Source organism: Rhodococcus antarcticus, from assembly GCF_026153295.1.
Classification (GTDB): Bacteria; Actinomycetota; Actinomycetes; order Mycobacteriales; family Mycobacteriaceae; genus Rhodococcus_D; species Rhodococcus_D antarcticus.
In genome coordinates, this window is sequence record NZ_CP110615.1 from 586,070 (window position 1) to 609,816 (window position 23,747).

25 protein-coding genes and 1 pseudogene are annotated in these 23,747 nt (G+C 73.0%); 19 read left to right on the top strand and 7 right to left on the bottom strand.

Annotated features, from left to right (window positions below; translation table 11 throughout):
* Nucleotides 1-24: 24 nt before the first annotated feature.
* The 12 genes and pseudogenes from RHODO2019_RS02935 to RHODO2019_RS02990 all read left to right on the top strand — a co-directional run bounded on the left by RHODO2019_RS02935 (nt 25) and on the right by RHODO2019_RS02990 (nt 11,452).
* Nucleotides 25-1,161: an ROK family protein gene (locus RHODO2019_RS02935; protein WP_265383551.1), complete on the top strand. Its 1,137-nt coding sequence runs from the start codon at nt 25-27 to the stop codon at nt 1,159-1,161.
* Nucleotides 1,162-1,237: 76 nt separating this feature from the next.
* Nucleotides 1,238-2,425, top strand: coding sequence for a xylose isomerase (xylA, locus tag RHODO2019_RS02940; RefSeq protein WP_265383552.1), 1,188 nt, complete (start codon nt 1,238-1,240; stop codon nt 2,423-2,425).
* 2 nt (nt 2,426-2,427) lie between these two features.
* Complete coding sequence (gene xylB, locus RHODO2019_RS02945; RefSeq protein ID WP_265383553.1) at nt 2,428-3,852, top strand: xylulokinase; 1,425 nt, start codon at nt 2,428-2,430, stop codon at nt 3,850-3,852.
* Nucleotides 3,849-5,021: an ROK family protein gene (locus RHODO2019_RS02950; protein WP_265383554.1), complete on the top strand. Its 1,173-nt coding sequence runs from the start codon at nt 3,849-3,851 to the stop codon at nt 5,019-5,021. Before xylB ends, RHODO2019_RS02950 begins: the two co-directional genes overlap by 4 nt.
* Before the next feature lie 4 nt (nt 5,022-5,025).
* A complete protein-coding gene (locus RHODO2019_RS02955) occupies nt 5,026-5,766 on the top strand; it encodes an ABC transporter permease (RefSeq protein ID WP_265383555.1) in 741 nt (246 codons plus the stop codon).
* 108 nt (nt 5,767-5,874) lie between these two features.
* Entirely contained in the window at nt 5,875-6,267 is a 393-nt protein-coding gene (locus tag RHODO2019_RS02960; protein ID WP_265383556.1) for an ArsR/SmtB family transcription factor, read from the top strand.
* A complete protein-coding gene (arsB, locus tag RHODO2019_RS02965; RefSeq protein ID WP_265383557.1) occupies nt 6,264-7,370 on the top strand; it encodes an ACR3 family arsenite efflux transporter in 1,107 nt (368 codons plus the stop codon). Before RHODO2019_RS02960 ends, arsB begins: the two co-directional genes overlap by 4 nt.
* 156 nt (nt 7,371-7,526) lie before the next feature.
* A pseudogene (locus tag RHODO2019_RS02970) lies at nt 7,527-7,865 on the top strand (arsenate reductase ArsC); the annotation flags it as partial.
* 98 nt (nt 7,866-7,963) lie between these two features.
* Complete coding sequence (gene arsD, locus RHODO2019_RS02975; RefSeq protein ID WP_265383558.1) at nt 7,964-9,160, top strand: arsenite efflux transporter metallochaperone ArsD; 1,197 nt, start codon at nt 7,964-7,966, stop codon at nt 9,158-9,160.
* On the top strand, nt 9,160-10,971 hold the full coding sequence (gene arsA / locus RHODO2019_RS02980) for an arsenical pump-driving ATPase (protein ID WP_265383559.1): 1,812 nt from the start codon (nt 9,160-9,162) through the stop codon (nt 10,969-10,971). Before arsD ends, arsA begins: the two co-directional genes overlap by 1 nt.
* Nucleotides 10,968-11,168: a hypothetical protein gene (locus RHODO2019_RS02985; RefSeq protein ID WP_265383560.1), complete on the top strand. Its 201-nt coding sequence runs from the start codon at nt 10,968-10,970 to the stop codon at nt 11,166-11,168. The genes arsA and RHODO2019_RS02985 overlap by 4 nt, the downstream gene beginning before the upstream one ends.
* Nucleotides 11,169-11,194: 26 nt before the next feature.
* Entirely contained in the window at nt 11,195-11,452 is a 258-nt protein-coding gene (locus RHODO2019_RS02990) for a hypothetical protein (protein WP_265383561.1), read from the top strand.
* Nucleotides 11,453-11,493: 41 nt separating this feature from the next.
* Here RHODO2019_RS02990 and RHODO2019_RS02995 read toward each other — a convergent pair whose 3' ends face one another.
* Together RHODO2019_RS02995 and RHODO2019_RS03000 are read right to left on the bottom strand one after the other, a co-directional pair.
* The gene (locus tag RHODO2019_RS02995) at nt 11,494-12,396 is read right to left on the bottom strand and encodes an undecaprenyl-diphosphate phosphatase (protein ID WP_265383562.1); all 903 of its coding nucleotides are present in this window, start codon (nt 12,394-12,396) and stop codon (nt 11,494-11,496) included.
* 179 nt (nt 12,397-12,575) lie between these two features.
* Nucleotides 12,576-13,880 (bottom strand): APC family permease, encoded by a 1,305-nt coding sequence (locus tag RHODO2019_RS03000; protein ID WP_265383563.1) that lies wholly within the window; start codon nt 13,878-13,880, stop codon nt 12,576-12,578.
* 81 nt (nt 13,881-13,961) lie between these two features.
* Between RHODO2019_RS03000 and RHODO2019_RS03005 the strand changes: the two genes are divergently transcribed.
* The gene (locus tag RHODO2019_RS03005) at nt 13,962-14,258 is read left to right on the top strand and encodes an Rv3488 family transcriptional regulator (RefSeq protein ID WP_265383564.1); all 297 of its coding nucleotides are present in this window, start codon (nt 13,962-13,964) and stop codon (nt 14,256-14,258) included.
* Between the two features lie 215 nt (nt 14,259-14,473).
* Here RHODO2019_RS03005 and RHODO2019_RS03010 read toward each other — a convergent pair whose 3' ends face one another.
* The 4 genes from RHODO2019_RS03010 to RHODO2019_RS03025 all read right to left on the bottom strand — a co-directional run bounded on the left by RHODO2019_RS03010 (nt 14,474) and on the right by RHODO2019_RS03025 (nt 18,708).
* Nucleotides 14,474-14,743 (bottom strand): YrhK family protein, encoded by a 270-nt coding sequence (locus tag RHODO2019_RS03010; RefSeq protein WP_265383565.1) that lies wholly within the window; start codon nt 14,741-14,743, stop codon nt 14,474-14,476.
* 113 nt (nt 14,744-14,856) lie between these two features.
* Entirely contained in the window at nt 14,857-16,065 is a 1,209-nt protein-coding gene (locus RHODO2019_RS03015) for a phosphatidylserine decarboxylase (protein ID WP_265383566.1), read from the bottom strand.
* On the bottom strand, nt 16,062-17,579 hold the full coding sequence (locus RHODO2019_RS03020) for an MFS transporter (RefSeq protein ID WP_265383567.1): 1,518 nt from the start codon (nt 17,577-17,579) through the stop codon (nt 16,062-16,064). Before RHODO2019_RS03020 ends, RHODO2019_RS03015 begins: the two co-directional genes overlap by 4 nt.
* A gap of 157 nt (nt 17,580-17,736) precedes the next feature.
* On the bottom strand, nt 17,737-18,708 hold the full coding sequence (locus tag RHODO2019_RS03025) for a bacteriorhodopsin (protein ID WP_265383568.1): 972 nt from the start codon (nt 18,706-18,708) through the stop codon (nt 17,737-17,739).
* A 103-nt stretch (nt 18,709-18,811) separates the two neighbouring features.
* Here RHODO2019_RS03025 and RHODO2019_RS03030 point away from each other — a divergent pair, with 103 nt between their 5' ends.
* From RHODO2019_RS03030 to RHODO2019_RS03050, 6 genes are all read left to right on the top strand, one after another.
* The gene (locus tag RHODO2019_RS03030; protein WP_265383569.1) at nt 18,812-19,288 is read left to right on the top strand and encodes a MarR family winged helix-turn-helix transcriptional regulator; all 477 of its coding nucleotides are present in this window, start codon (nt 18,812-18,814) and stop codon (nt 19,286-19,288) included.
* Between the two features lie 188 nt (nt 19,289-19,476).
* A complete protein-coding gene (locus tag RHODO2019_RS03035; RefSeq protein WP_265383570.1) occupies nt 19,477-20,004 on the top strand; it encodes a hemerythrin domain-containing protein in 528 nt (175 codons plus the stop codon).
* Nucleotides 20,005-20,091: 87 nt separating this feature from the next.
* Nucleotides 20,092-20,376, top strand: coding sequence for a hypothetical protein (locus RHODO2019_RS19275; protein ID WP_354005566.1), 285 nt, complete (start codon nt 20,092-20,094; stop codon nt 20,374-20,376).
* Nucleotides 20,369-20,641 (top strand): SH3-like domain-containing protein, encoded by a 273-nt coding sequence (locus RHODO2019_RS19280; protein ID WP_354005568.1) that lies wholly within the window; start codon nt 20,369-20,371, stop codon nt 20,639-20,641. The genes RHODO2019_RS19275 and RHODO2019_RS19280 overlap by 8 nt, the downstream gene beginning before the upstream one ends.
* Nucleotides 20,638-21,234 carry a nitrile hydratase subunit alpha gene (locus tag RHODO2019_RS03045; RefSeq protein WP_265383571.1) on the top strand — a complete coding sequence of 199 codons (597 nt, stop codon included), beginning with the start codon at nt 20,638-20,640 and terminating at the stop codon, nt 21,232-21,234. The genes RHODO2019_RS19280 and RHODO2019_RS03045 overlap by 4 nt, the downstream gene beginning before the upstream one ends.
* Nucleotides 21,235-21,644: 410 nt before the next feature.
* The gene (locus RHODO2019_RS03050) at nt 21,645-22,541 is read left to right on the top strand and encodes a hypothetical protein (RefSeq protein ID WP_265383572.1); all 897 of its coding nucleotides are present in this window, start codon (nt 21,645-21,647) and stop codon (nt 22,539-22,541) included.
* Here RHODO2019_RS03050 and RHODO2019_RS03055 read toward each other — a convergent pair.
* Complete coding sequence (locus RHODO2019_RS03055) at nt 22,478-23,740, bottom strand: sensor histidine kinase (RefSeq protein ID WP_265383573.1); 1,263 nt, start codon at nt 23,738-23,740, stop codon at nt 22,478-22,480. The genes RHODO2019_RS03050 and RHODO2019_RS03055 overlap by 64 nt on opposite strands.
* Nucleotides 23,741-23,747: the final 7 nt, after the last annotated feature.

Below are 23,747 nucleotides of genomic sequence, written 5' to 3' on the forward strand. Positions count from 1 at the left end.
GGCACCGGGTCGCGGCCCGACGACATGCGCCGCGCGAACCGGGCGGCGGTGGTGCGCACCGTGCACCTTCGTGGGGCCACCAGCCGGGCCGCCCTCGCGGCCGGGCTGGAGCTCAACCGCAGCACGATCAAGTCGGTGGTCGACGCCCTGGCCGCCGACGGCGTGGTGGTGGAGTCGCTTCCCGTCGGCCGCCAGGGTGCGGGGCGCCCCTCGATGGTGGTCACGCCCTGCCCGCGAGCGGCCTGGGTGGTCGCGGTGGAGATCGCGGTCGGGTGGCTGACGGTGGCTGCCGTCGGGCTCGGTGGCGGTGTGCTCGGCCAGCGTGGAGCCGGACCGGTCCGCCGGGAGGTCGACCCGTCGGAGCTGGTCGGTCGGGTCGCCGACGCGGTGTCGGCGCTGTCGGCTGAGCTGGGCAGCCGCCCGTCGGCGATGGGCGTGGCCGTGCCGGGGCTCGTGCGCGCCAGCGACGGCCTCATCCGCCGCGCCCCCAACCTCGGGTGGTCCGACGTCCCGCTGGGCGAGCTGCTGGCCGCCGCCACGGGGTTGGGGGTGCTCGTGCGCAACGAGTCCGATCTGGGTGCTCTCGCCGAGCACGTCCGCGGGTGTGCGCGCGACGTCGACGACCTGGTCTTCCTGGTGGTCGACGTCGGCGTCGGTGGGGGGGTCATCTCCGGCGGGGTGAGCATCGACGGTGCGGGTGGCTACGCCGGCGAGGTGGGACACATGGCCGTCCGGCGCGACGGTCGGGCGTGCCGCTGCGGGTCGCACGGGTGCTGGGAGACCGAGGTGGGTGAGGGCGCGCTGCGTCGTGCGGTGGGGCTCCCGTCCGAGGGCCCGCGCTCGCACCTGCGGCGTGAGCTCGTCCGGCTGCGGAACGAGGGTGCGCCCCCTCCCGACGAGCTGGTCGAGTACGGCCGGTGGCTCGCGATGGGGGTCGGCAACCTGGTGAACCTGCTCGACCCCGAGGTGGTCGTGTTCGGTGGCTTGCTCGCCGATGCGCTGCCCCTGGTGGTCGACACCCTCACCGAGCACGTCGCCGCAGCCTGCCTGCTGGCCCGGCCCACCGCGCTGGTGGCCCTCGTGCCGTCGGCGCTCGGCGCGTCGGGTCCGCTGCTCGGGGCGGCGGAGGTGGCCTTCGCCGGGATCCTCGACGGGATCTGAGACACCGCTGGCGCAGAGCCGCGGAGTTTCGTACAGTCATCGAACTAACTAGTTGGACCCGAACCCAGGAGACACCGTGGCAACGCAGCCCACCCGCGAGGACAAGTTCAGCTTCGGCCTGTGGACGGTGGGCTGGCAGGCCCGTGACCCGTTCGGCGACGCGACCCGCCCCGAGCTCGACCCGGTGGAGTCGGTGCACCGCCTCGCCGAGCTCGGCGCCTACGGCGTGACGTTCCACGACGACGACCTCATCCCCTTCGGCACGGCCTCGGGGGAGCGGGACAGGCTGGTCGCCCGCTTCACGGACGCGCTGTCCGAGACCGGGCTGGTCGTGCCGATGATGACGACCAACCTGTTCACCCACCCGGTGTTCAAGGACGGCGGGTTCACCAGCAACGACCGGTCGGTGCGCCGCTTCGCCCTGCGCAAGGTGCTGCGCAACCTCGACCTGGCCGCCGAGCTCGGCGCCGAGACCTACGTCTTCTGGGGCGGGCGCGAGGGCAGCGAGACCGACTCCGGCAAGGACGTGCAGGCCGCCCTGGACCGCTACCGCGAGGGCATCGACATGCTCGCGGGCTACGTCAAGGACAAGGGTTACGGCATCCGCTTCGCCATCGAGCCCAAGCCGAACGAGCCGCGCGGGGACATCCTGCTGCCCACCCTGGGGCACGCCCTGGCCTTCATCAACGAGCTGGAGCACGGCGACATCGTCGGCGTGAACCCCGAGGTCGGTCACGAGCAGATGGCCGGGCTCAACTACTCCGCGGGCATCGCGCAGGCGCTGTGGGCCGGGAAGCTGTTCCACCTGGACCTCAACGGCCAGCGCGGCATCAAGTTCGACCAGGACCTCGTCTTCGGCCACGGCGACCTCATCAACGCCTTCTCCACCGTCGACCTCATCGAGAACGGTGCTCCTGGCGGTGGTCCCGGCTACGACGGGCCGCGGCACTTCGACTACAAGCCCCTGCGCACCGAGGACATCGGCGGTGTGTGGGACTCCGCGGCGGCCAACATGCGGACGTACCTGCTGCTCAAGGAGCGTGCGCAGGCGTTCCGGGCCGACCCGGAGGTGCAGGAGGCCCTGGCGACCTCCCGCGTGGCCGAGCTGTCCCAGCCCACCCTGGCCGTGGGGGAGACCTACGCCGAGCTGGTCGCCGACACCAGCGCGTTCGAGGACTTCGACGCCGACGCCGCCGGTGCGCAGGGCTACGGCTTCGTCCGGCTGACCCAGCTTGCGCTCGAGCACCTGCTCGGGGCGCGCTGAGCATGACCCTGGGCGGCGGGGTCCTGGTGGCGGGTGTCGACTCGTCCACCCAGAGCACCAAGGTCGTGGTGCGCGACGCCGACACCGGCGCGGAGCGTCGCTCGGGCTCGGCCCCGCACCCCGTCGGGACCGAGGTCGACCCGGCGGCGTGGTGGGCTGCGCTCGAGCAGGCCGTGGCGGCGGCGGGCGGGCTGGACGACGTGTCCGCGATCGCCGTGTCCGGCCAGCAGCACGGGATGGTGTGCCTGGACGAGTCCGGTGACGTGGTGCGTCCGGCGCTGCTGTGGAACGACACCCGCTCCGCGGCGGCGGCGGCCGAGCTCGTCGCCGAGCTGGGGTCCCAGGGCTGGGCGGAGGGGGTGGGCACGGTGCCCGTCGCGTCCATCACGGTCAGCAAGCTGCGCTGGCTCGCGGAGCACGAGCCGGAGAACGCCCGTCGCACGGTCGCGGTGTGCCTGCCGCACGACTGGTTGACCTGGAGGCTGCTGGGCACCGGCGACCTGGCCGACCTCGTCACCGACCGCAGCGACGCCAGCGGCACCGGCTACTGGTCCCCGGTCACCGGCGAGTACCGCCTCGACCTGCTGCGTCTGGCGCTGGGCCGGGACGACGTGCTGCTGCCCCGGGTGCTCGGCCCGCACGAGGCGGCGGGGCGGACCCCGGGCGGCGTGCTCGTGGGGCCCGGGACCGGTGACAACGCCGGGGCTGCACTGGGTCTCGGGGCCACCCGCGGCGACGTGGTGATCTCCATCGGCACCTCCGGGGTGGTGTGCGCGGTGAGCGCGACCTCCACCGCCGACCCCACGGGCACGGTGGCCGGGTTCGCCTCCGCCACCGGCGAGCACCTGCCGCTCGTGTGCACGCTGAACGCCGCTCGGGTGCTCGACGCCACCGCGACCCTGCTCGGGGTGGACCACGCGGAGCTCTCGCGGCTCGCGCTGTCCGCTCCGTCCGGGGCCGACGGGCTCGTCGTGGTGCCCTACCTGGAGGGGGAGCGCACCCCCAACGAGCCGGACGCCACGGGTGCGGTGCACGGCTGGACGCTGGCGAGCTCCACCCCGGCGCACCTCGCGCGGGCCGCGGTCGAGGGCCTGCTGTGCGGGCTCGCCGACGGGGTCGATGCCCTGGTCGACCTCGACGTGCCCGTGGAGCGGGTGGTGCTCGTCGGAGGAGGCGCGCGGTCGGCGGCCGTCGCGGAGATCGCCCCCGCGGTGCTCGGCCGGACGGTGCTGGTGCCCCCGGAGGGCGAGCACGTCGCGGCCGGTGCCGCCCGGCAGGCCGCGTGGGTCCTGGCCGGCACCGACGCGCCGCCGAGCTGGGACGCCTCCGCGACGGTGGTGCACGACGCGCGCGCGGACCCCGCCGTCCGCACGCGCTACGCCGAGGTCCGCGGGCTCACCGCGCACCGTCGCCCTGCCACCGGGTGAGTGCTCCGGCGGGGGCGCGGACCGTCCGCCGGCACAACCTGGGCCTGGTGCTGCGGCGGGTCGCGGCGGCCGAGCCCGTGGCCCGCGCACGTGTGGCCGAGCTGAGCGGCCTCACCCGCGGCACGGTGTCCTCCCTGGTCGACGAGCTGCTCGCCGGGCACCTGCTCGAGGAGCTCGAGGCCGATCGTGGCGTGCCCGGCCGGCCCGCGAACCCGTTGCGGCTGAGCCGGTCCGGACCTGCTGCGCTGGGCGTCGAGCTGAACGTCGACCGCGCCCGCGCCTGCGTGCTGGACCTCTCCGGCGCGGTGCGGGCACTGCGGACGGCGCCCTCGGACGGGTCTGCGTGGTCGAGCCCGGCTGCGGGTCTCGACGCGGTCGCCGAGCTGGCGCGGCAGGTGCTCGCCGAGACGGGCGGGCTGCGGGCCGTGGGCGCGGTGGCTGCGGTGGCCGGGGTGGTGGACCGGTCGGGGGTGCTGCAGCAGGCGCCCAACCTGCCGGGCTGGGCCGGGCTCGACGTGGGTGCCGAGCTGACCGCGCGGCTGGGTCTGGACGTGCGCGCGGGCAACGAGGCGGACCTCGGTGCGCTGGGCGAGCTGTGGTTCGGCGGCCTCGACGGCGTGCAGGACTTCCTGCACGTGTCGGGCGAGATCGGGGTGGGCGCGGGGATCGTGCTGGGCGGGACCTTGTTCGGGGGAGGAGGTGGTCGGGCCGGCGAGCTCGGGCACGTGGTGGTCGACCCGGGCGGTGCGCTGTGCCGCTGCGGGGGGCGGGGGTGCCTGGAACAGGTGGCCGGCCAGCGCGCGCTGCTCGGCGCGGCCGGGGTGCGCACGGTCGACGCGCTCGAGGCGGCCGCCGACCGTGGTGAGCCCCGGGCGCTCGAGGCCCTCGCGGTGGCGGGTCGGGCCCTGGGGATCGCCGTCGTCGGGGCCGTGAACCTGCTCGACGTGCCCGCGGTGGTCCTGGGTGGGCTGCACGCCCGGTTGGGACGGTGGCTGGTGCCGCCGATCGTCGCGCAGCTCGCGGCCCGGTCCCGGGGTGGTGCGTGCCCGGCCGTGATCGTGTCGACCCTCGGGTCCGGGGCGGCCGTGCGCGGGGCGGCCGGATCGGTGGTGCGGGCCGTGCTCGACGACCCGGGTGCCCACCTCGCCGGGCGTGCGGGTGCAGTCTGAGCCGGTGAGCTCCAGCACCCTCGTCGCCGTCGGTCCGGGTCTGGCGGTGGCCGTGGTCGTGCTGGCGCTGCTCGCGGCGGCGGTGTCCCGGCTGGGTGGGCTGGGGCACGAGCGGCAGGTGCTCGTGGCCGCGCTGCGAGCGGTGGTCCAGCTCACCGCGGTCGCGCTCGTGATCGGTGTGCTGCTGCGGTCGTTCTGGTTGTCGCTGATCTTCGTGGCCCTGATGGCGGCGGCGGCCACCTGGACGGCGGGGCGACGGCTGACCCGTGGCCCCGGGTGGTGGTGGGCGGCGGTGCCGCTGCTGGCGGGAGCGGCACCGGTCGTCCTGGCGCTGCTGCTGAGCGGGCTCCTGCCCCGGACGGGACTGGCGGTGATCCCGGTGAGCGGGATCCTGCTGGGCGGGGCGATGACCGCCACGTCGCTGGCCGGGCGGACGGCGCTCGACGAGCTCCGCTCGCGCCGAGGTGAGCTGGAGGCCGGGCTGGCGCTGGGTCTGCTCGATCGCGACGCGGCGCTCCTGGTGTGCCGGGATGCTGCCTCGAGGGCGCTGGTGCCTGCGCTGGACCAGACGCGGACCGTGGGCCTGGTGACGTTGCCCGGGGCGTTCGTGGGTCTGCTCCTGGCCGGGGCGAGCCCGGTGTCGGCCGGGGCGGTGCAGGTGTTCGTACTGGTGGCCCTGCTGGCGGTCGAGGCGGTGGCGGTGGTCGTGGTCACCGAGCTGGTGGCGCGGGGGCACTGGCGCTGATCTCGTCCCGGTCGCTCGGTCGCTCGGTCGCTCGGTCGCTCGGTCGCCGTGGGGGTCGCGGACGGCGGGGACCTTGCGGACTACTTCGATGGGTGTCAACATTGACACATGTCGAACCAAGGCTCGCCCGCGGGAACGGTCCCGTGCTGTGCCCCGTTGGCGCACGAGCCGCTGACGCAGGACTGGGCGGGAGAGCTGGCCCGGATGTTCAAGGCGCTGGGGGACCCGGTGCGGCTGCGGCTGCTGAGCATGGTCGCCTCCCACGAGGGTGGGGAGGCCTGCGTGTGCGACCTGACGCCTGCCTTCGACCTGTCCCAGCCGACGATCTCCCACCACCTGAGGGTGCTGCGGGAGGCGGGGTTGCTGGAGTGCGAGCGTCGCGGGACGTGGGTCTTCTACTGGGTGGTGCCCGCGGCGCTGGCCCAGCTGGCCGCGGTCCTCGGGCCCGCCGAGCTGACCGTCGCCGACGTTCCCGCTGCTGAGCTGGAGGTCCTGTCATGACGGTCCCGGCGATGGTCGACCGCGGTGAGAACGTCGTGGTCGGCAAGCTCTCCACGCTGGACCGGTTCCTGCCCGTGTGGATCGGGGTGGCCATGGTGGCCGGGCTGCTGCTGGGCCGCGGCGTGCCGGGACTCGGCGCCGTGCTGCAGGCGGTGCAGGTCGACGGGATCAGCCTGCCCATCGCGATCGGCCTGCTGGTCATGATGTACCCGGTGCTGGCGAAGGTCCGCTACGACCGGATGGGCTCGGTCACCGGCGACAGGCGGCTGCTCGCGTCGTCGCTGCTGCTGAACTGGGTGCTGGGACCGCTGCTCATGTTCACCCTGGCCTGGGTGTTCCTGCCGGACCTGCCCGAGTACCGCACCGGGTTGATCATCGTGGGCCTCGCCCGCTGCATCGCCATGGTCATCATCTGGAACGACCTGGCCTGCGGGGACCGGGAGGCCGCCGCGGTGCTGGTCGCGATCAACTCGGTGTTCCAGGTGGTCGCCTTCGCCGTCCTGGGCTGGTTCTACCTCAACGTGCTGCCCGGTTGGCTCGGCCTGGACCAGACCCGGATCGACGCCTCCACCTGGGACATCGCCCGCAGCGTCCTGATCTTCCTGGGCATCCCGCTGCTCGCTGGGTTCCTGTCCCGGCGGATCGGGGAGAAGGCCAAGGGCCGCACCTGGTACGAGGAGGCGTTCATCCCCCGCGTCGGGCCGTTCGCCCTGTACGGGCTGCTGTTCACCATCGTCGTGCTGTTCGCCCTGCAGGGCGACGCGATCACCTCGAACCCGCTCGACGTCGTCCGGATTGCGCTGCCGCTACTCGTGTACTTCGCGGCGATGTGGGGCGGTGGGTACGCCCTCGGGGCCGGCCTGGGTTTGGGCTACGAGCGGACCACGACGCTGGCGTTCACCGCCGCCGGCAACAACTTCGAGCTCGCCATCGCCGTGGCCATCGCCACCTTCGGGGTCACCTCCGGCCAGGCCCTGGCCGGGGTCGTCGGACCGCTCATCGAGGTCCCCGTCCTGGTGGGCCTGGTGTACGTGAGCCTCGCGCTGCGCCGGCGCTTCCGCGACCGCACCACCACACCGATTGCTGTCACCGCCGAGACGTAGGAGGCCGCCCTGTCCAACCCAGCCTGACCGAGCGCTCACACCACCCGAGAGTTCAGGGAGACAACCCCCGTGACCACCCCCGATCGCCCTGCCCCGCCCCGTCCGGTGACGCCGTCGGTGCTGCTCGTGTGCGTGCACAACGCGGGCCGCTCCCAGATGGCCGCCGGGTTTCTCACCGCCCTGTCCAAGGGGGCGGTGGAGGTGCGCTCCGCCGGGAGCCTGCCCGGCGACCAGGTGAACCCCGCGGCGGTGGCGGCGATGGCCGAGGTGGGCATCGACATCTCCCACGCCACCCCGAAGGTCCTCACCACCGACGCGGTCGAGGCCTCCGACGTGGTCATCACCATGGGCTGCGGCGACGCCTGCCCGATCTTCCCCGGAAGGCGCTACCTCGACTGGTCCCTCGACGACCCTGCCGGGCAGGGGGTGGAGGCGGTGCGCCCCATCCGGGACGACTTCCGCACCCGCATCGAGGCACTGATGGACGAGCTTCTCGGGACTGGTGGTCCCGAGCAGGTGGCCTCGCCCGGGCCGCACCCCGGTCACCCGACGCTGCACGCCGACCACAGCACCCGCTCGGAAGGGACAACACCATGACCAGTGCACCCGAGGACATCCGCGAGACCGTCCGCGCCCGCTACGCCGCCGCCGCCGGGTCCACCAGCTGCTGCGGTGGCGCCCCGGTAGACCTGGCGAACGACGCCGACGGCACCGCCGTGTTCGGGTCGTTCCTCTACGACGTGGCCGAGGTCGGGCAGGACGCGGCCGCGCTGGCCGGTTCGCTCGGCTGCGGGGTCCCCACCGCGGTCGCCGACCTGCACGCCGGGGAGACCGTGCTCGACCTCGGCTCCGGATCCGGGGGTGACGTGCTGATCTCCGCGCGCCGGGTTGGGCCGACCGGGCGGGTGATCGGGCTGGACATGACCACCGAGATGCTCGCCCTCGCCCGGGCCAACGCCACCACCGCCGGGGTCAGCAACGTCGAGTTCGTCCAGGGCTACCTGGAGGACATCCCGCTACCCACCGACAGCGTGGACGTCGTCATCTCCAACTGCGTGCTCAACCTGGCCGCGGACAAGACCATCGTCCTGGCCGAGGTCGCCCGGGTGCTGCGACCCGGGGGGCGGCTCGCGTTCTCCGACGTCATCGCCGACGGCGACATGGACGCCACCACCAAGGCCGACATGGCCGCCTGGACCGGGTGCATCGCCGGGGCCCTGACGCTGGCCGAGATGACCGCCGGCCTTGCCGGCACCGGGTTCACCGACGTCGAGATCCGCCCCACCCACCGCGTCCACACCCACGCCCGGGCCGCGATCATCCGCGCCACCCTGCCCAGCACCACCGAGGAAACCCCTGTGGCCACGACCGAGAACACCACCCCGGAGACCACCACCAGCGTCGCGGTGGACGTCTACGACCCGGCGATGTGCTGCTCCACCGGGGTGTGCGGGCCGTCGGTGGATCCGGCACTGGCCCGGTTCGAGTCCGACCTGCGCTGGCTCGGCGAGCAGGGCGCGACCGTGACCCGGCGCAACCTCGCCCAGGAACCTGGCGCGTTCGTCGCGAACCCGCTGGTCGCGGCGATGCTGGCCTCGGGGGGCGAGGAAGCACTGCCGATCGTGCTGGTCGACGGCAAGCTCCGCTCCTCGGGAACCTGGCTCTCCCGCACCGAGCTCGCCACCGCGGCTGGGCTCTCCGCCCCGGTGGCCGGGGTGGAGCTGCTGGCCCCGCAGGCCGAGGGCTGCTGCGCCCCCACCGGGTCTGCGACCACGGACGGTTGCTGCTGATGACCGCGCCCGGGATCGCCGGCCTGGTCGTCTCCACCACGACGCGGCACCTGTTCCTCACCGGCAAGGGTGGGGTGGGCAAGACCTCCACCGCCTGCGCGACCGCGATCGGGTTGGCCGGGCTCGGGCGACGGGTGCTGCTGGTGAGCACCGACCCGGCCTCCAACCTGGATGAGGTCCTCGGTCAGCCCGTGGGCACCACCCCGACCCCGATCGCCGGGGTCCCGGGGTTGTCGGCGCTGAACGTGGACCCCGAGGCCGCCGCGGCGGCGTACCGGGAGCGGGTCATCGGCCCCTACCGGGGGGTGCTGCCCGACAGTGCGGTGGCCCGGGTCGAGGAGCAGCTCTCGGGGGCCTGCACGGTGGAGATCGCTGCGTTCGACGAGTTCACCGCCCTGCTCACCGACACCACGGTCACCGCGGGCTTCGACCACGTCGTGTTCGACACCGCCCCCACCGGGCACACCCTGCGCCTGCTGGCCCTGCCCGCGGCGTGGTCGACGTTCATCGGTGACGGCACCGGTACCTCCTGCCTGGGTCCCCTGTCGGGGATGGCCACCCAGCAGGAGCGGTACACCCGGGCTGTGGCTGCCCTGTCCGACCCGGCGTCCACCACCCTGGTCCTCGTCGCACGCCCGGACACCGCGTCGCTGGCCGAGGCCGCCCGCGCCGCCACCGAGCTCCGCACGCTGGGCATCACCCACCAGCGACTGGTCGTCAACGGGCTGTTCACCGCCACCCCCGGCACGAGTGACCCCCTCGCCGCCGCCCTTCACACCCAGGCCCGTACCGCCCTGGACGCCGTGCCGGCGGCGCTGGCCGACCTCGACCGCACCACCGTCGCCCTGCGCACCGTCAGCCCCGTCGGGCTGGCCGCGCTGCGCGACCTCGCCACCGGCGCCGACGCTGCCTTCGGGCACGTTGAGACCCCGGGCGACGACGTGGACACGACGAGCTTCGACGACCTCGTGGACAGCCTGGCCGCCCCGGGGGCCGGACTGGTGATGACGATGGGCAAGGGCGGGGTCGGCAAGACCACCGTCGCCGCCGCCGTCGCGGTCGCCCTGGCCGCCCGCGGGCACCAGGTGCACCTGACCACCACCGACCCCGCCGCCCACCTCAGCGCCGCCCTCGGTGACGGTGTCGACGAGACCCGTGTCGGCGGGGCTGGTGTCGACGGGCTCGTGGTCTCCCGCATCGACCCGGTGGCCGAGACCGCCACCTACACCGCCGAGGTCATGGCCACTGCCGGGGCCGAGCTGGACGATGGGGCCCGCGCCGTGCTCGCCGAGGACCTCGCCTCCCCCTGCACCGAGGAGATCGCCGTCTTCCACGCCTTCGCCCGCACCGTCGCCCAGGCCCAGGACACCTTCGTCGTGGTGGACACCGCGCCCACCGGGCACACCCTGCTGCTGCTGGACGCCGCCCGCACCTACCACCGCGAGCTGACCCGGCAGACCGGGCAGATGCCCACCCCCGTGCTGCACCTGCTCGACCGGCTCCGCGACCCCGACCGCACCCACGTCCTGCTGGTCGCCCTGCCCGAGGCGACCCCCGTGCACGAAGCCGCGCACCTGCAGGCCGACCTCGCCCGCACCGGCATCACCCCCACCGCCTGGGTGCTGAACCAGAGCCTGGCCGCCGCGCACCCCACCGACCCGGTGCTCTCCGCCCGGGCCGCCGGCGAGCACCGCTACCTCGCCGAGGCCGCCGCCCTCGCCCAGCAGCTCGTAGTACTTCCGCGGGTCGCGGAGTCCCCCGTCGGCCGGCAGCGGCTGCGCACCCTTACCGCCACCGGGGTCCACACATGAGCACCCCCGAGGCTCCGTCGGTGCTGCTCGTCTGCGTGAAGAACGGCGGCAAGTCCCAGGTGGCCGCCCGCTGCTGCGCGCGGCCGCTGGAGACAGCGTCACGGGTTGGGCCTCCGCCTCGCGAGCTCGTCGTGGCGGGTTCTTCCATCGGGACACCGCGGGCCATCGACCCCTGGCCCGGTGCCCGACGCTTGTAGCGGTGGCCCTCCTTCGACGGGCTGACATGGATGACGCGGAGGCAGCCGCTTTTGGGCGACTTCTGCGCCGCCTCGACACGGTCATGCGGGCCAGCACCGATGCTGAGCGCGTGCATCTGGTCTCGACCCGCGACCGCGTCCAGCACTTCCACGCCTGGCTCTACCCACGCCCCGTCGACCACGCGCTGCGCGGGACGGACTTCCTCGCCGCACCCCAGCGCAGCGACCAGGCACAGGCACAAGACGCGGCACGAGCGATCGCCCAACAGCTCGGCCCGGCCTGACCGCGCAGGTCGCCGCGACAGGGTGTGGGGGCGGGCGCCGTTCAGGCGAAGCGGATGACTGACGCGATCCCGGCTATGAGGCAGTAGATCGCGAATGGGAGGAGGGTGCGGGTGGTGAAGTAGCGGGTCAGGAACCGCACCGAGGCGTAGGCGGCGAGCCCGGCGACGACAGCACCGAGCAGGATCTGGCCGAGGATGCCGTCTCCGCCGGGGCCGGCGAGGGTCGGGAGCTTCAGCACGCCCGCGGCCAGGATGACGGGGGTGGCGAGCAGGAAGCTGAACTTGGCTGCGTCCTCGTGGTCGAGCCCGCGCAGCAGGCCACCGACCATGGTGATCCCGGAGCGGCTGATCCCGGCCAGCAGCGCCAGGGTCTGGAACAACCCGATCACCCCGGCTTCCTTGTACTCGAGGTTGTCCAGGGTGCGGCGGGTCCCGATCGCCACGCCACCGCTGGTGTGCCCCTGCTTGGTGGCGGCCACCGCGCGGCGGCGCAGCACCTCTCCGCCGGCGAGGATGAGCCCGTTCACGGTGAGGAAGATGGCCGCGGCCAACGGCTTCGCGAACAGGGTGCGCAGTGGGTGCTCGAGTGCGAGGCCGGTGATGCCGACCGGCACGGTGGCAGCGACGATCAGCCACGCGAGGCGCTGGGAGGATGTCTCGATGCGGCGGGCGCGCACGCTGGTGAGGAAGGCGCCGATGATGCGCACCCAGTCCTTGGCGTAGAACACGAGCAGCGCGATCGCCGTGGCGACGTGCAGCGCGACGATGAACGTCAGGTAGTGCGACCCCTCGCTGTTGCCGGCGTCGCCCTGGGTGACCAGGTCAGCCCACGACCCGCCGAGCCAGGCAGGCACGAGGACGGAGTGGCCGAGGCTGGAGACGGGGAACAGCTCGGTGACGCCCTGCAGGAGGCCGATGACGACGGCCTGGAGGTAGGTGAGCACGATGGTTCCTTGCTAGGGGGGCGGGAAGCGCAGTCGTTGGACGCCGTTCGGCCCGCCGTGACGATGGCAGTTGCTGCGGGTTCATGTCGCGCCGTTCAGGGTTAAGAGCCCTGTGGTGGACGCCCGCCCCCGTCCTCGACCGTGTCCGCGGTGCGCCGGCCCGGCACCTCGACCCGGGGTCATCGGGTCGCGACGTGGCGCACCCCCCACAGCAGGGCCCCGACGGCGAGCACGAGCGTGCCGGTGAGGACGGAGGCCAGGGGCAGGCTCAGGGCGAGGACGGTGCAGCCGGTCAGGCCCAGGGCCGGGACCCACCGGGGTGGTCGCCGCTCGGCGGTGGTGAGGGTCAGGGCCGCGGCGTTGGCGATGGCGTAGTAGACGAGCACCCCGTACGAGGAGAACCCGATGGCCCCGCGCAGGTCCAGGGTGGCCACGAGCACGATGACGACGACGGCGACGGCGAGCTCGGCCCGGTGTGGGACCTGGTGGCGGGGGTGCACCGCGGCCAGGGCGGTGGGCAGGTGGTGGTCGCGGGCCATCGCCAGCGTGGTGCGGGAGACGCCGAGGATCAGCGCGAGCAGCGACCCCAGGGCGGCCACCGCGGCGCCGACCTGGACCACCGGGGACAGGCCCGAGAAGGATCCGGCCGCCACCGCCGCCCGCAGGGGTGCGGCGGTCTCCGAGAGCCCACCCGGACCGGCGGCGAGCAGCGCGGAGACCGCAACGAGCACGTAGACGACGAGCACGATGCCCAGCGCCAGGGGGATGGCGCGGGGGATGGTGCGGGTCGGGTCGCGGACCTCCTCGCCGAGGGTGGCGATGCGGGCGTAGCCGGCGAAGGCGAAGAACAGCAACCCCGCCGCCTGCAGCACACCGCCCACGCTCGTCCCGGGGAACGGGGACAGGTTCGCCGTGGACGCCGTGCCCCCGGCCAGCGAGGCGACGACCACCAGGGCCAGGACCGCGAGGGTGAGCACCACGATGATCCGGGTCAGCCACGCCGACTTCTGCACGCCGCGGTAGCTGACGGCGGTGAGCACGACCACGGCGGCGACCGCGACGGGCCGTTCGTGACCGGGTGCGGCGTAGGCGGCGAAGGTCAGGGCCATCGCCGCGCAGCTCGCGGTCTTGCCCACGATGAACGACCACCCGGCCTGGTAGCCCCAGAAGTCACCGAGGCGCCGTCGCCCGTAGACGTAGGTGCCTCCGGACTCCGGGTAGAGGGCAGCCAGCCGGGCCGAGGACGTCGCGTTGCAGTACGCCACCACCGCCGCGACCGCGAGCCCGATCAGCAGACCCGATCCGGCGGCCCGTGCAGCCGGGGCGAACGCGGCGAACACCCCGGCACCGAGCATCGCCCCCAGCCCGACCACGACGGCGTCTCCCACGCCCAGCCGACGCGCCAACCCCCCCGCCCCGGCTGGGGGCCCCGTGCCTGGGTCGTCCGCTGTCTCCGCCACCGTCGAGACCTCCGTTACACACATCGATATCGGTCAGCGATACGGTACAGGGCCGGGCGAGGCGGGCACCTGCTTGCGGCAGCGATATCGGTCTACGATGCCGGGATGAGGTCGTTGCTGGCGGGGGCCATCCAGATGCACGTGCTGCACCACGCGGCCGCGCACGAGGTGCACGGGGCCTGGATGACCGCCGAGCTGGCGCGGCACGGTCACACCGTCAGCCCCGGCACCCTGTACCCGGCGCTGCACCGCATGGAGGCCGCGGGGCTCCTCGTGGGCCGTGACGACACCCGCAACAGCCGCAGGGTCCGCTTCTACGCCATCACCGACGCCGGCCGGGCGGAGCTGGCCGTCGGCCGTGCGACCCTCCGCCAGCTCGCCTCCGAGCTCCTCGGACCCTGACACCTGCTCGTCACGGCGTGGCCTTGATCGCCCGGTGGGTCGGGGCCAGGCTGCCGGCGGTCCGGGTGACCCCGCCGGCGGTCCCGGCCATCCGCACGACCACCCACGCCCCGTCGACCGATCGCCGTGGCTGACGCGCTCGGCTCGGTCGCCCGCCACGTGCCCCGCACCGGCCCGGTCTCACGTGTGGGGTGTCGAGCCAGGAGGTCCCCAGGTCAGACGCGACTGGCGGCCTGGCCAGGCAGCCGCCTCAGGTGGGCCGAACGCACGACGTCGATCGTGGGTTTCGCCGCGAACAGGATCGACCCGACGAGGAACAGCCAGTCCGCGGCCACCGTGGTCGCGGTGAAGAAGAAGAACGCGCTGCCGATGACGAAGCACGCGGCCGCCCCGAAGTCGACGAGGGTGCGCACCACCTGGTACCGCCAGAACAGGGCCACGTGGTGTGGGGTCAGGTCGTGCAGGACCGGGTCGAGCAGCTTCACGTGACTGTTCTGCCTTCATCTCGGTGAACGGTGCCGTCGGTGACGACCCGGTCGTGCGCCCACTCCCGCCGAGGCGGAACACCTCGACGTCGGCGGGGCCTGCGCCCGTGGGTTCAGCTGGTGCGGAGCTGCGCGTGCAGGGTGGGGGACCCGACCTTGCGGGGGTCGGTGCTGGTGTCGATGCGGGTCTCGACGCCTGCCTGGAAGAGCATGATGATGTCGGATCCGCCGAACTGGAAGTAGCCGAACTCGTCGCCCTTGTCCAGTTGGGTTCCGGTCCCGGCGGTGAGGACGACCGAGCCGACGTGGGACATGCCGACGGGGACGACGGCGACGATCCCGAGGTCGCCCGCCGGTGACCCGGTGGTGTCGACGGTGAGGACGCCGCGGGTCTGGGAGAACTCGAAGCCGGTGGTGGTGGCGTCGCTGGAGACGAGCTCGCCGTCGACGAGGTCGACCTCCATGACCACGGTGCCGTGGATGACGAAGGACTCCTGGACCTGCCCGGCAACGGGCAGGTGGAACCGGTGGTAGGCCCAGGGGGGCAGCATGTAGTGGACGAAGGTGCCCCCGGCAAAGGTGTCGGCGTAGCGGCTCCCCTCCAGCAGCTGGTCGATGCTGCCGTAGGTGTGGGTGCCCTTGAGGGTGGTGGGCGGGATCTGCGAGTCCTCGCCGATGGCGTAGCTGTGCTGGTAGGTGCAGTCGGCAGGGGAGACGACGGTCTGGTTGTTGCCGGGGTCAGCGATGGGGCGCTGACCTGGGTTGAGCTCGCGGGCGAAGAACTGGTTGAAGGTGAGCCATCCGCTGGGGGCGTTGGGTCGCCCACCGACCATCGACTCCTCCACCGTGTACTCCGGGGCGTGGGTCGTGAAGGAGTCGAGGATCTCGGGGCTGAAGGAGTCGGGGGTGTCGAGGAAGGCCCCCCACTCCCGTGCGAAGTGGGTGCACCACTGCCGGAACGCCGGGTAGTCCTCGCCGATCGCTCGCCCGTCGGGGCCGTCCTTCTGGTCGATGAGCCAGAAGAAGTGGGCCAGCCGGTCGCTGACCTCCCGGGAGGAGGTGGTGCCACCGGACTGCTTCTTCCACGCCTTCGCCCCGGTCTCCTGGGGGATCCAGCTCAGGAACCGGCGCAGGTAGTCGGTGTACTCCTCGAGGGTGGTGGGCCAGTCGAGGGCGTCGCGGAGGTCGGGGTCGAGGTCGGCCCCGGCGCGCTCGTGGGCCGTCACGATCGACCGCTCGAGGAGCTGGCGCAGGCCGTCGTTCTCGGCGAGGGCGCGGTGCAGCTCGTCGATGATGGTGGTGTCGCTGATCGTGGTCGTCATGGGTGGTGCTCCTCCTGGGTTTGCTGGGTTCGCCGGGTGGGGGGAGTGGCGAGGGCGGTCGCGACGTCACGGGGGTAGGTGCGGCGCGCGGTCCTCAGCAGCAGGGCGGCCGCGACGGGCAGGGTGATGGCGAGGACGAGGAACGTGTGGCCCAGGGCGGTGTCGCTCCCACCGCTGCCGGTCGTTCCGCCCACGCCACTCACTGCGCTGCTGGTGCTGGTGCGGGCGCCGAGGTGGACGGACAGGTAGCCCACGAGCAGGGGTGCCCCGGCCTCGAGGCTCTGCCGCAGCACGGTGCGCACCGCCTCGGCGCGGCCCCAGAGCCGGGGGTGGACCAGGTCGAGACGGGCTGCGTCCAGCGGGGGGTTGGCCCCACCCAGTGCGGCCGCGGTGAGGGCCAGCAGCCCCAGGCAGAGCACGGCCGAGGGCGTCAGCAGGGCGGGGACGACCGCCACGGCGGCGACCCCGAACGCCGCGGCGGCGAGCAGGGGCCGGGCCGCGACGTTGCCGGCCCTGCTCATCTGGTCGGCCAGGCGACCGGTCAGCTGCACCCCGAGCAGCGCGCCGAGGCCGATGACGGCGACCAGCAGTGTCGCCGAGGCCTGCCCGAGCCCGAACCGGTCCTGCACGTAGAGGACCCCGAAGGTCCTGAACCCGGCCAGGAAGGCGTACCCGAGGCCGGAGGCCACGACGAGGGCGAGCACCGACCGGCTGGTCACGAGGTAGCCCGCCGCCCGCCAGAGCGACCACTGCGCAGGGTCGTCGGTGATCACCCGGCCGGGGTGGGGGCGCACGTGGTGCGCCGCGAGCGAGGCCGTCATCGGCTCCGGTGTGCCCGCCGCCGGCGCGTCGTCATCCTCGGGCAGGTCGCGGTCGCGGTCGCGGTCACGGTGGCGGTCCCGGTCCCGGTCTCGGGCCTGGCGTCGGGGTTCGGCGAGCCCGGTGCGCACGGCGGCAGCGACGAGCAGTCCGGGGGCGGCGAGCACCCAGAACGCCCACCGCCACGAGAAGGCGGCTGCGATCTCCCCGCCGACGACGAATCCCAGGCCGAGACCGAGGAGCTCCCCGGTGAGGATGAGCCCGTAGATCCGTCCTCGTTGCGCCGCCGGGAACAGGTCCCCGCTCAGGGAGGCGACCACCGGACCCGCGGTGGCCACGAGCACCCCGAGGACCAGCCGGGCTCCCAGGAGCACGGGGTAGCTGGTTGCCGCGCCGCACACCAGCAGGACCGCCGACCAGGTGAGGATCGCGGCGGTGAGCAGCCGGACCCGGTCGACGCGGTCGGCGAGGGCACCCAGCGGGAGGGTGGCGACTGCGGCGACCACGGTGGACGCCGTCACGAGGAGACCGATCTGGGTGTTGCCGATGCTCAGCGCCCGCTCGAGGGGGCCGGCGATCGCCCCGACGGTGGCGGTGTCGGCGACGCTCAGGCCGAGGACAGCGGCGAGCAGCGCGACGTGGCGGGCCTGCACCGCGCCGCCGGCCGCACCCTCGAGCCCGGTCCGGATCCTCACCTCGACGCGCCCCGGCCTCCACCCCGGAGCGCCCGGGGCGTCGTCGACCGTCCGCGAACGGCGAGGCGGTGGACCGAGGTGGTCATGGACGGACCTCCGTGCTGGGGGATCCCCCTGGGGGCGGGGGCCTGCTGGGTGGTGGTCGACGGCGCTGGTGCTACCGGGCACCCGTCCCGGGGGTCCCGGTCCTGGCGGCGACTCCGCCCAGCTCGGGGGTGGGGTGTCCGGGCAGGCTGACGAGCTCCCCGGAGATCCACACCTCGGCCGGGTACTCCTCGGAGACCAGGGCCGCGTCGCTGGCCGCGTCCTCGGCGGTGCGGAGCTTCGCGACCTTGTGGATGATCACTCCGAACCCGACCTTGGCGGCGATGTCGGCGGCGGTGAACGCGAGCTGGACGGTGGTGGCCCAGCCCGGCGAGCTGTCCCCGGCCCACAGCGGGACGAGGAAGACCAGCGGGTAGACCCCGAACACCGACAGCAGCAGGATCGTGGCGTTGCGCAGGCTGGTGCCCGCCTCTGCCCCGATCACCGCGCGGGTCGCCGCGACCGGGCGCAGCAGCAGGGGGTACAGGGCGACGAAGAACACCGAGGACACCGTGCCCCAGATGAGCAGCTCGGCGGTGGAGGCGGAGGACTGGCCGACGGCGAGGACCCCGAACAGGCCCGTGACGATCATGAGGAACCCGGCGGCCATCGTGGTGAACCGCAGGGTGCGCACCTTCTCCCGGGCCACCACGCACACCGCGAGCAGCTCCACGGTGAGCAGCGGCACCGTCACCGTCCAGTCCGCGTACCGGAGCCCGGTGACGATCGTGCCCGGGGCCGGGGCGTACCGGGTGCCGTCGCCGTTCGAGGAGAACTTCGTCAGCCACGTCACCACCAGCGCCAGGTAGGCCAGCGACGCGATCCAGCAGATGAGGGTGCTGGCCATCGCGGCCGGCCGGTACTTCTTCGACACCTCCTGGCGGGTTGCGATCCCGTACACCCCGGCGGCGAACAAGGCGAAGAACGCCACCACGAACCCGTACAAGATCAGCTCGTACTGCCAGCGGGAGAAGTCCGAGGTCCCCGTCAGCTCCGTCGTGGGCCCCTGCGGCCCCGCAGCGAGCACCTGCGTCACGCTCGTCATGTTCTCTCCTGAGGTCGTTGCCGATGGCACGGCGCGGTGGGTGCGCCCGTGACAGGTGTGGTGCAGCATGTAGATGCGTGACGACAACTACTACTCTTCGTGGATGTCCGCCGCCGAACGAAGCAGCACCACCACCGAGGCGGGAGCCCGCGACACCGACGTCGGTGACATCGAGGGGGCTGACGAGGCCATGCTGGCGCTCATCACGGTCTGCCTGAGCACGACCATCCGGGCGGGGGCGGCGGCGCGGCCATCGCTGAGCCCCACCCAGGTGCGCACCCTCACCGTGATCGCCGGCGTGCCAGGGGGTTTGAGCATCAACGCCGTGGCCGAGGCGATCAGTGCCAGCAACCCCTCGGCGAGCAGGTTGTGCCAGCGCCTGGTCCGCGACGGCCTGCTCGACCGGGCTGCCGGCCCCGGCAACGAGCTGCGGATGAGCCTGTCCCGCCACGGCCACCGCACCCTCGACGCCGTCAACGCCGACCGCATCGCCGAGCTCCGCGCCCTGCTCGACGCCCTGCCCCCCACCAGGCGCCGCCGCGCCGTCGCCGCCCTCCGAGATCTCGCCGACCAGTCCTGAGTGCGCCGGCGGGGTCGTGCCGAGCCGTTGCCATCCGCTCTCGACGACTCTAGAATTGTCAGACGACAACTATGCACCGTCCGGCACGTCGTGCGGTCCTCGGCCACCCGGCTGCAGCGGAGGTTCCGGACGCAGCCGTCTGCGGCAGGTTCGACCCGGCGGACGGGACCTACGAGTGGGGAGACCCCGTGGACATCACCGAGCTCATCCTGAGCGACCACCACGAGCAGCGGCGGATGTTCGCCCAGCTCGACGACCTCGACCGGGGCGACACCGCGGCGGTGTCAGCGATCTGGGCCCGCCTCCGCGTCCTGCTCGAGGTGCACGCCGCCGCCGAGGAGCGGGTGTTCTACCCCGAGCTGCTGAGGCTCGGCACGGGAGCGGGCAGCAAGGACAGCGGGGCGGCGGAAACCCGCGACGCGGTGCACGACCACAACGACATCCGGGATGCCATCGCCCGCACGGCGGACCACGACGAGGGAAGCGCGTCCTGGTGGGAGGCGGTGGCGGAGGTTCGCGAGGCCAACAGTGACCACATGGGAGAAGAGGAACGGGAAGCGTTGGCCGACTTCCGGCGGCACGCCAGCCTCCAGCTCCGTCACGATCTGGCGGTCCGGTTTGCCACCTTCGAGTCCGAGCACGCGCAGGGCATCAATGCCCACGACACCGATCCCGACGACTACGTCGAGCAGCAGACCCCGACGCAGCAGGGGTGACGGCAGCGGCTCCTGCTGACGACGGATGCTCGGGCCCGTCGCGCCCCAGCTGGGGGATGCGACCGGTCGGGGTGACAGGATGGTGGTGTGGCGCGCATCAATGACGTCGGTGGGGTTGAGGGCTTCGAGCTGCCGCAGCCCGAGCTCGACGAGCCCGCGTTCCACGCCGACTGGGAGGCGCACGTCTTCGCGATGAACCGGGCGCTCCTGGGCGCCGGGGTCTACAACCTCGACGAGTTCCGCGACGCGATCGAGCGGATGCCACCGGCGGAGTACCTCGCGTCGAGCTACTACGAGAAGTGGTTCCACGCCGTCACGACGCTGTGCGTCCAGAAGGGCGTGCTGTCGCACGACGAGGTGCACGGTGGCTGACCGCTTTCCCCCGGGCACCCGCGTCCGGACCCGGCGCACCGACCCGCCGCACCACACCCGGCTGCCGCGCTACGCCCGAGGCGCGGTCGGGACCGTGCTCGAACCCGAGGGGTCCAGCCCGCTCGCCGACGACCGCGCTCGCGGCCTGCCGGCGCACACGCAGACCGTGTACACCGTCCGCTTCGACGCACGTGAGCTGTTCGGCGAGGGCGAGCACAGCGTGATGTTGGCGCTGTTCGAGAGCTACCTGCAGGAGGAGCTGTGAGCGGTGACCACGGCGGGGCGACCACTGCGCTGTCGGCGAGGGTGCGGCACGTCGAGGCACTGCTGGAGCAACGAGGTCTGGTCGACCCGGTCGAGCTGGACCGGGCGCTGACGGCCTACCTCGCCAAGGCATCACCGGCCAGCGGCGCCCGCGTCGTGGCCCGGTCGTGGGTCGACGAGGACTTCCGGCAGCGGCTGCTGGACAACGCCAACCTCGCCCTGCCCGAGGTCGGCCTGTCGATGGGTGGGGGTCTGCAGGAACAGCGCTTGAAGGTGGTCGCGAACACCGCGGCTGCGCACAACGTCATCGTGTGCACGCTCTGCTCGTGCTACCCGATCGCCCTGCTCGGCCCGTCGCCCAGCTGGTACAAGAGCGAGGGCTACCGGTCCCGGGTGGTGCGCGACCCACGGGGCGTCCTGCACGAGTTCGGCTACGACGTACCGGCTGACGTCGAGATCACGGTGTGGGATGCGAGCGCGGAGTCGCGGCACATGGTGCTGCCGCGGCGGCCGGTGGGCACCGACGGCCTCTCCGAGCAGGAGCTCGCGGGCCTGGTGACGCGCAACGGCCTCATCGGCGTGGCGGCCGTCTGATTCGGCCAGCTCTACCTCGCGGCTCGAGCCGCACGACGTTTGCTCTGACGGAGGAGGTGGACGTGCTGCGACCTCGCAGGGTCGCAGGATCTCCCACCACGTCGCGGCCGTTCACCGGCTCCGTGCCTCGCGGGGCACCCGCCGTGGGAACGAGAGGGGCAGGTTCTAGTGGACGTCGTCGACGATCTCGCCGACTGGATCCGCACGGTGGTGCCGGCCCCCGGGTCACACCGGGCCTGGTCCCGGTCTCGGCGGACGACTCAGGAGCTACTGACCGCCGCCAACGCGTGACCTGTCCGCCGTGGTGGGGCCAGGCCGCGTTCCCGAAGACATGGAGCGATCATGGATGTGGGCACGATTCTGGGGCTCGGGTTCCGCTGCTGCGGCGCGGGCGGTCAGGGGACGCCGGGGTGCGCACACGGGTTCTGCTGGTCGCCGCGGGTGTGGAGTTGACCCTGGGTGCTGGGGGCGCCGACGCGCTGCCAGCGAACCACGGTGCTCACCCCCGCGTGGTGGCCGACAACGACCGCGGGATGTGGGTGTGGGACGAGGCGGACCCGGTCGAGGTGGTCGCCTTCGCGCTGAGCCACCGGGTGGGCCGGTTGTTCCTGGCCATCCCTGGTGAGGTCACCAGCTCACCGTCGGTGCTGGCGCGGGCGCAGAAGACCATCGTCGCCGCGCACGCCGTCGGCATCGAGGTCGACGCCTTGGGAGGTGACCCCGGCTGGGTCGACAACGAGGGCTGGGTGCTCGAGAACTGGCTGACCCCGGCGCTCTCAGTGGGCTTCGACGGGATCCACGTCGACATCGAGCCCTACGCAAACCCGTCACGGGTGACCGACCGAGCGGGGACCACCACCCGCTACCTGCACCTGTTGGCGGCCCTGGCCGCAATGAGCGCCGAGGGCGGTCGTCGCCCTGTCGAGGCGGACGTTCCCTTCTGGTTCAACACCATCGTGGACGGTGCGGGGGGCCAGCTCGACACCGCGGTCCTGGCCAGGGTCAGCAGTGTCGCCATCATGGCGTACCGCAACACCGCCACCGGCCCGGACGGCACCCTGGTGCTGGCGGGCCCCACGTTGAACGCAGCCCGTTCCGTCGGCAAGAAGGCCCGCATCGGGCAGGAGACCCGGTACCTCGGTCCAAGCCCCGGCGAGGTGAGGCAGACGTTCTTCGGGCAGACCAACACCCAGCTCGAGACCCAGCTCGGCGTCATCGACTCCGTCGAGCGCACCAACCCTGCCTACCTCGGTATCGCCGTCCACGACCACACCGGATGGGCTGCCATCTCACCGGGACCCACCTGACGTTCCACGGGGCCCGGACCAACCTCCAGGCGGTGGCCCTGAACGTCGGGCGCCAGCAGGACACGTGCACCGTCTTGCCGATCAGCCCAACTTCCCGGGAGGTGCGCTTCGACCACCCAGCCACCCATTCCGGTTCTTCCTGCGCTGAGCTGTCCTCCGAGCGTCTGGATGCGCTCGCGGAGGCCGACCAGGCCGCGACCGGTGCCGGCGAGGGGCGCGTGGATCTGGGTGCCGCGGTCGTTCTCGACCCGCACGTCGAGACCACGCTCGGCCTCATCGACCCTGATCACGATGCGAACACCCGCACCTGGGGCGTACCTGAGCGCGTTGGTGAGGCTCTCCTGCACCACCCGGAAGGCGAGGTGTCCGACTGGCTGCGGAATGCGCTCGCGGTCTCCCTCGAAGCGGCAGGTGACCTCCAGCCCGCTGCGACCGGCGCGGGCGACCACCTCGTCGACGAGCGAGAGGTCCGGCCCCCCGACGTGGTCGTCCTCGCTGCCACCGAGGAGCTCGATCAGCCGCTCGAGGTCCTTCGTGCCCTGCCGGGCAGACTCCGAGATGGCCGCGAACGCCTGCCTGGCCCGCTCGGGATCGGCGTCGACCAGCCGCTGTCCTGCGGCTGCCTGGATCACCATCACGCTGATCACGTGGCCGACGATGTCGTGCAGCTCGCTGGCGATGCGCGCCCGCTCGTGCCGCAGGGCGATCTCGGCGAAGATCTTCCGCTCGTCCTCGAGCTCCTGGGCGCGCAGAGCGAGCTCGTCTGCCGTCTCCTGGCGGAGCCGCAGCACCGTCCCGGCGGCGTACGGCGGCACCGTGAACATGAGGGCAGCGACCCAGCTGTTCATCTCCGCCAGGTGGTGGAACGGCACGAGGTAGGCGAGACCGCACAGGGCCACCAGCCACGCTGCGCGACCCGACCAGCCGAGCGCGAGCACCGCGAAGCTGACCGAGTAGAGCGCGACACCCGTGTCGGGGAACCAGCCGCCGCCGAGGGCGAGGGCCGTCAGGAACAGACCGAGCGCCGCCACCGAGGAGACGCGGGGGTGTCGCCACCACGTCAGCGCAAGTCCGCCGCTCAGGATCAGGGCCGTGAACAGGTTGCCGCCGAGCGTCGTGGGCCAGCCGTGCAGCGCCGTCGGCAGCGCCACCAGGGCAAGGACCGCCAGGGTGATGCCACCCCGCTCGAGTCGACGCATCCCAGTC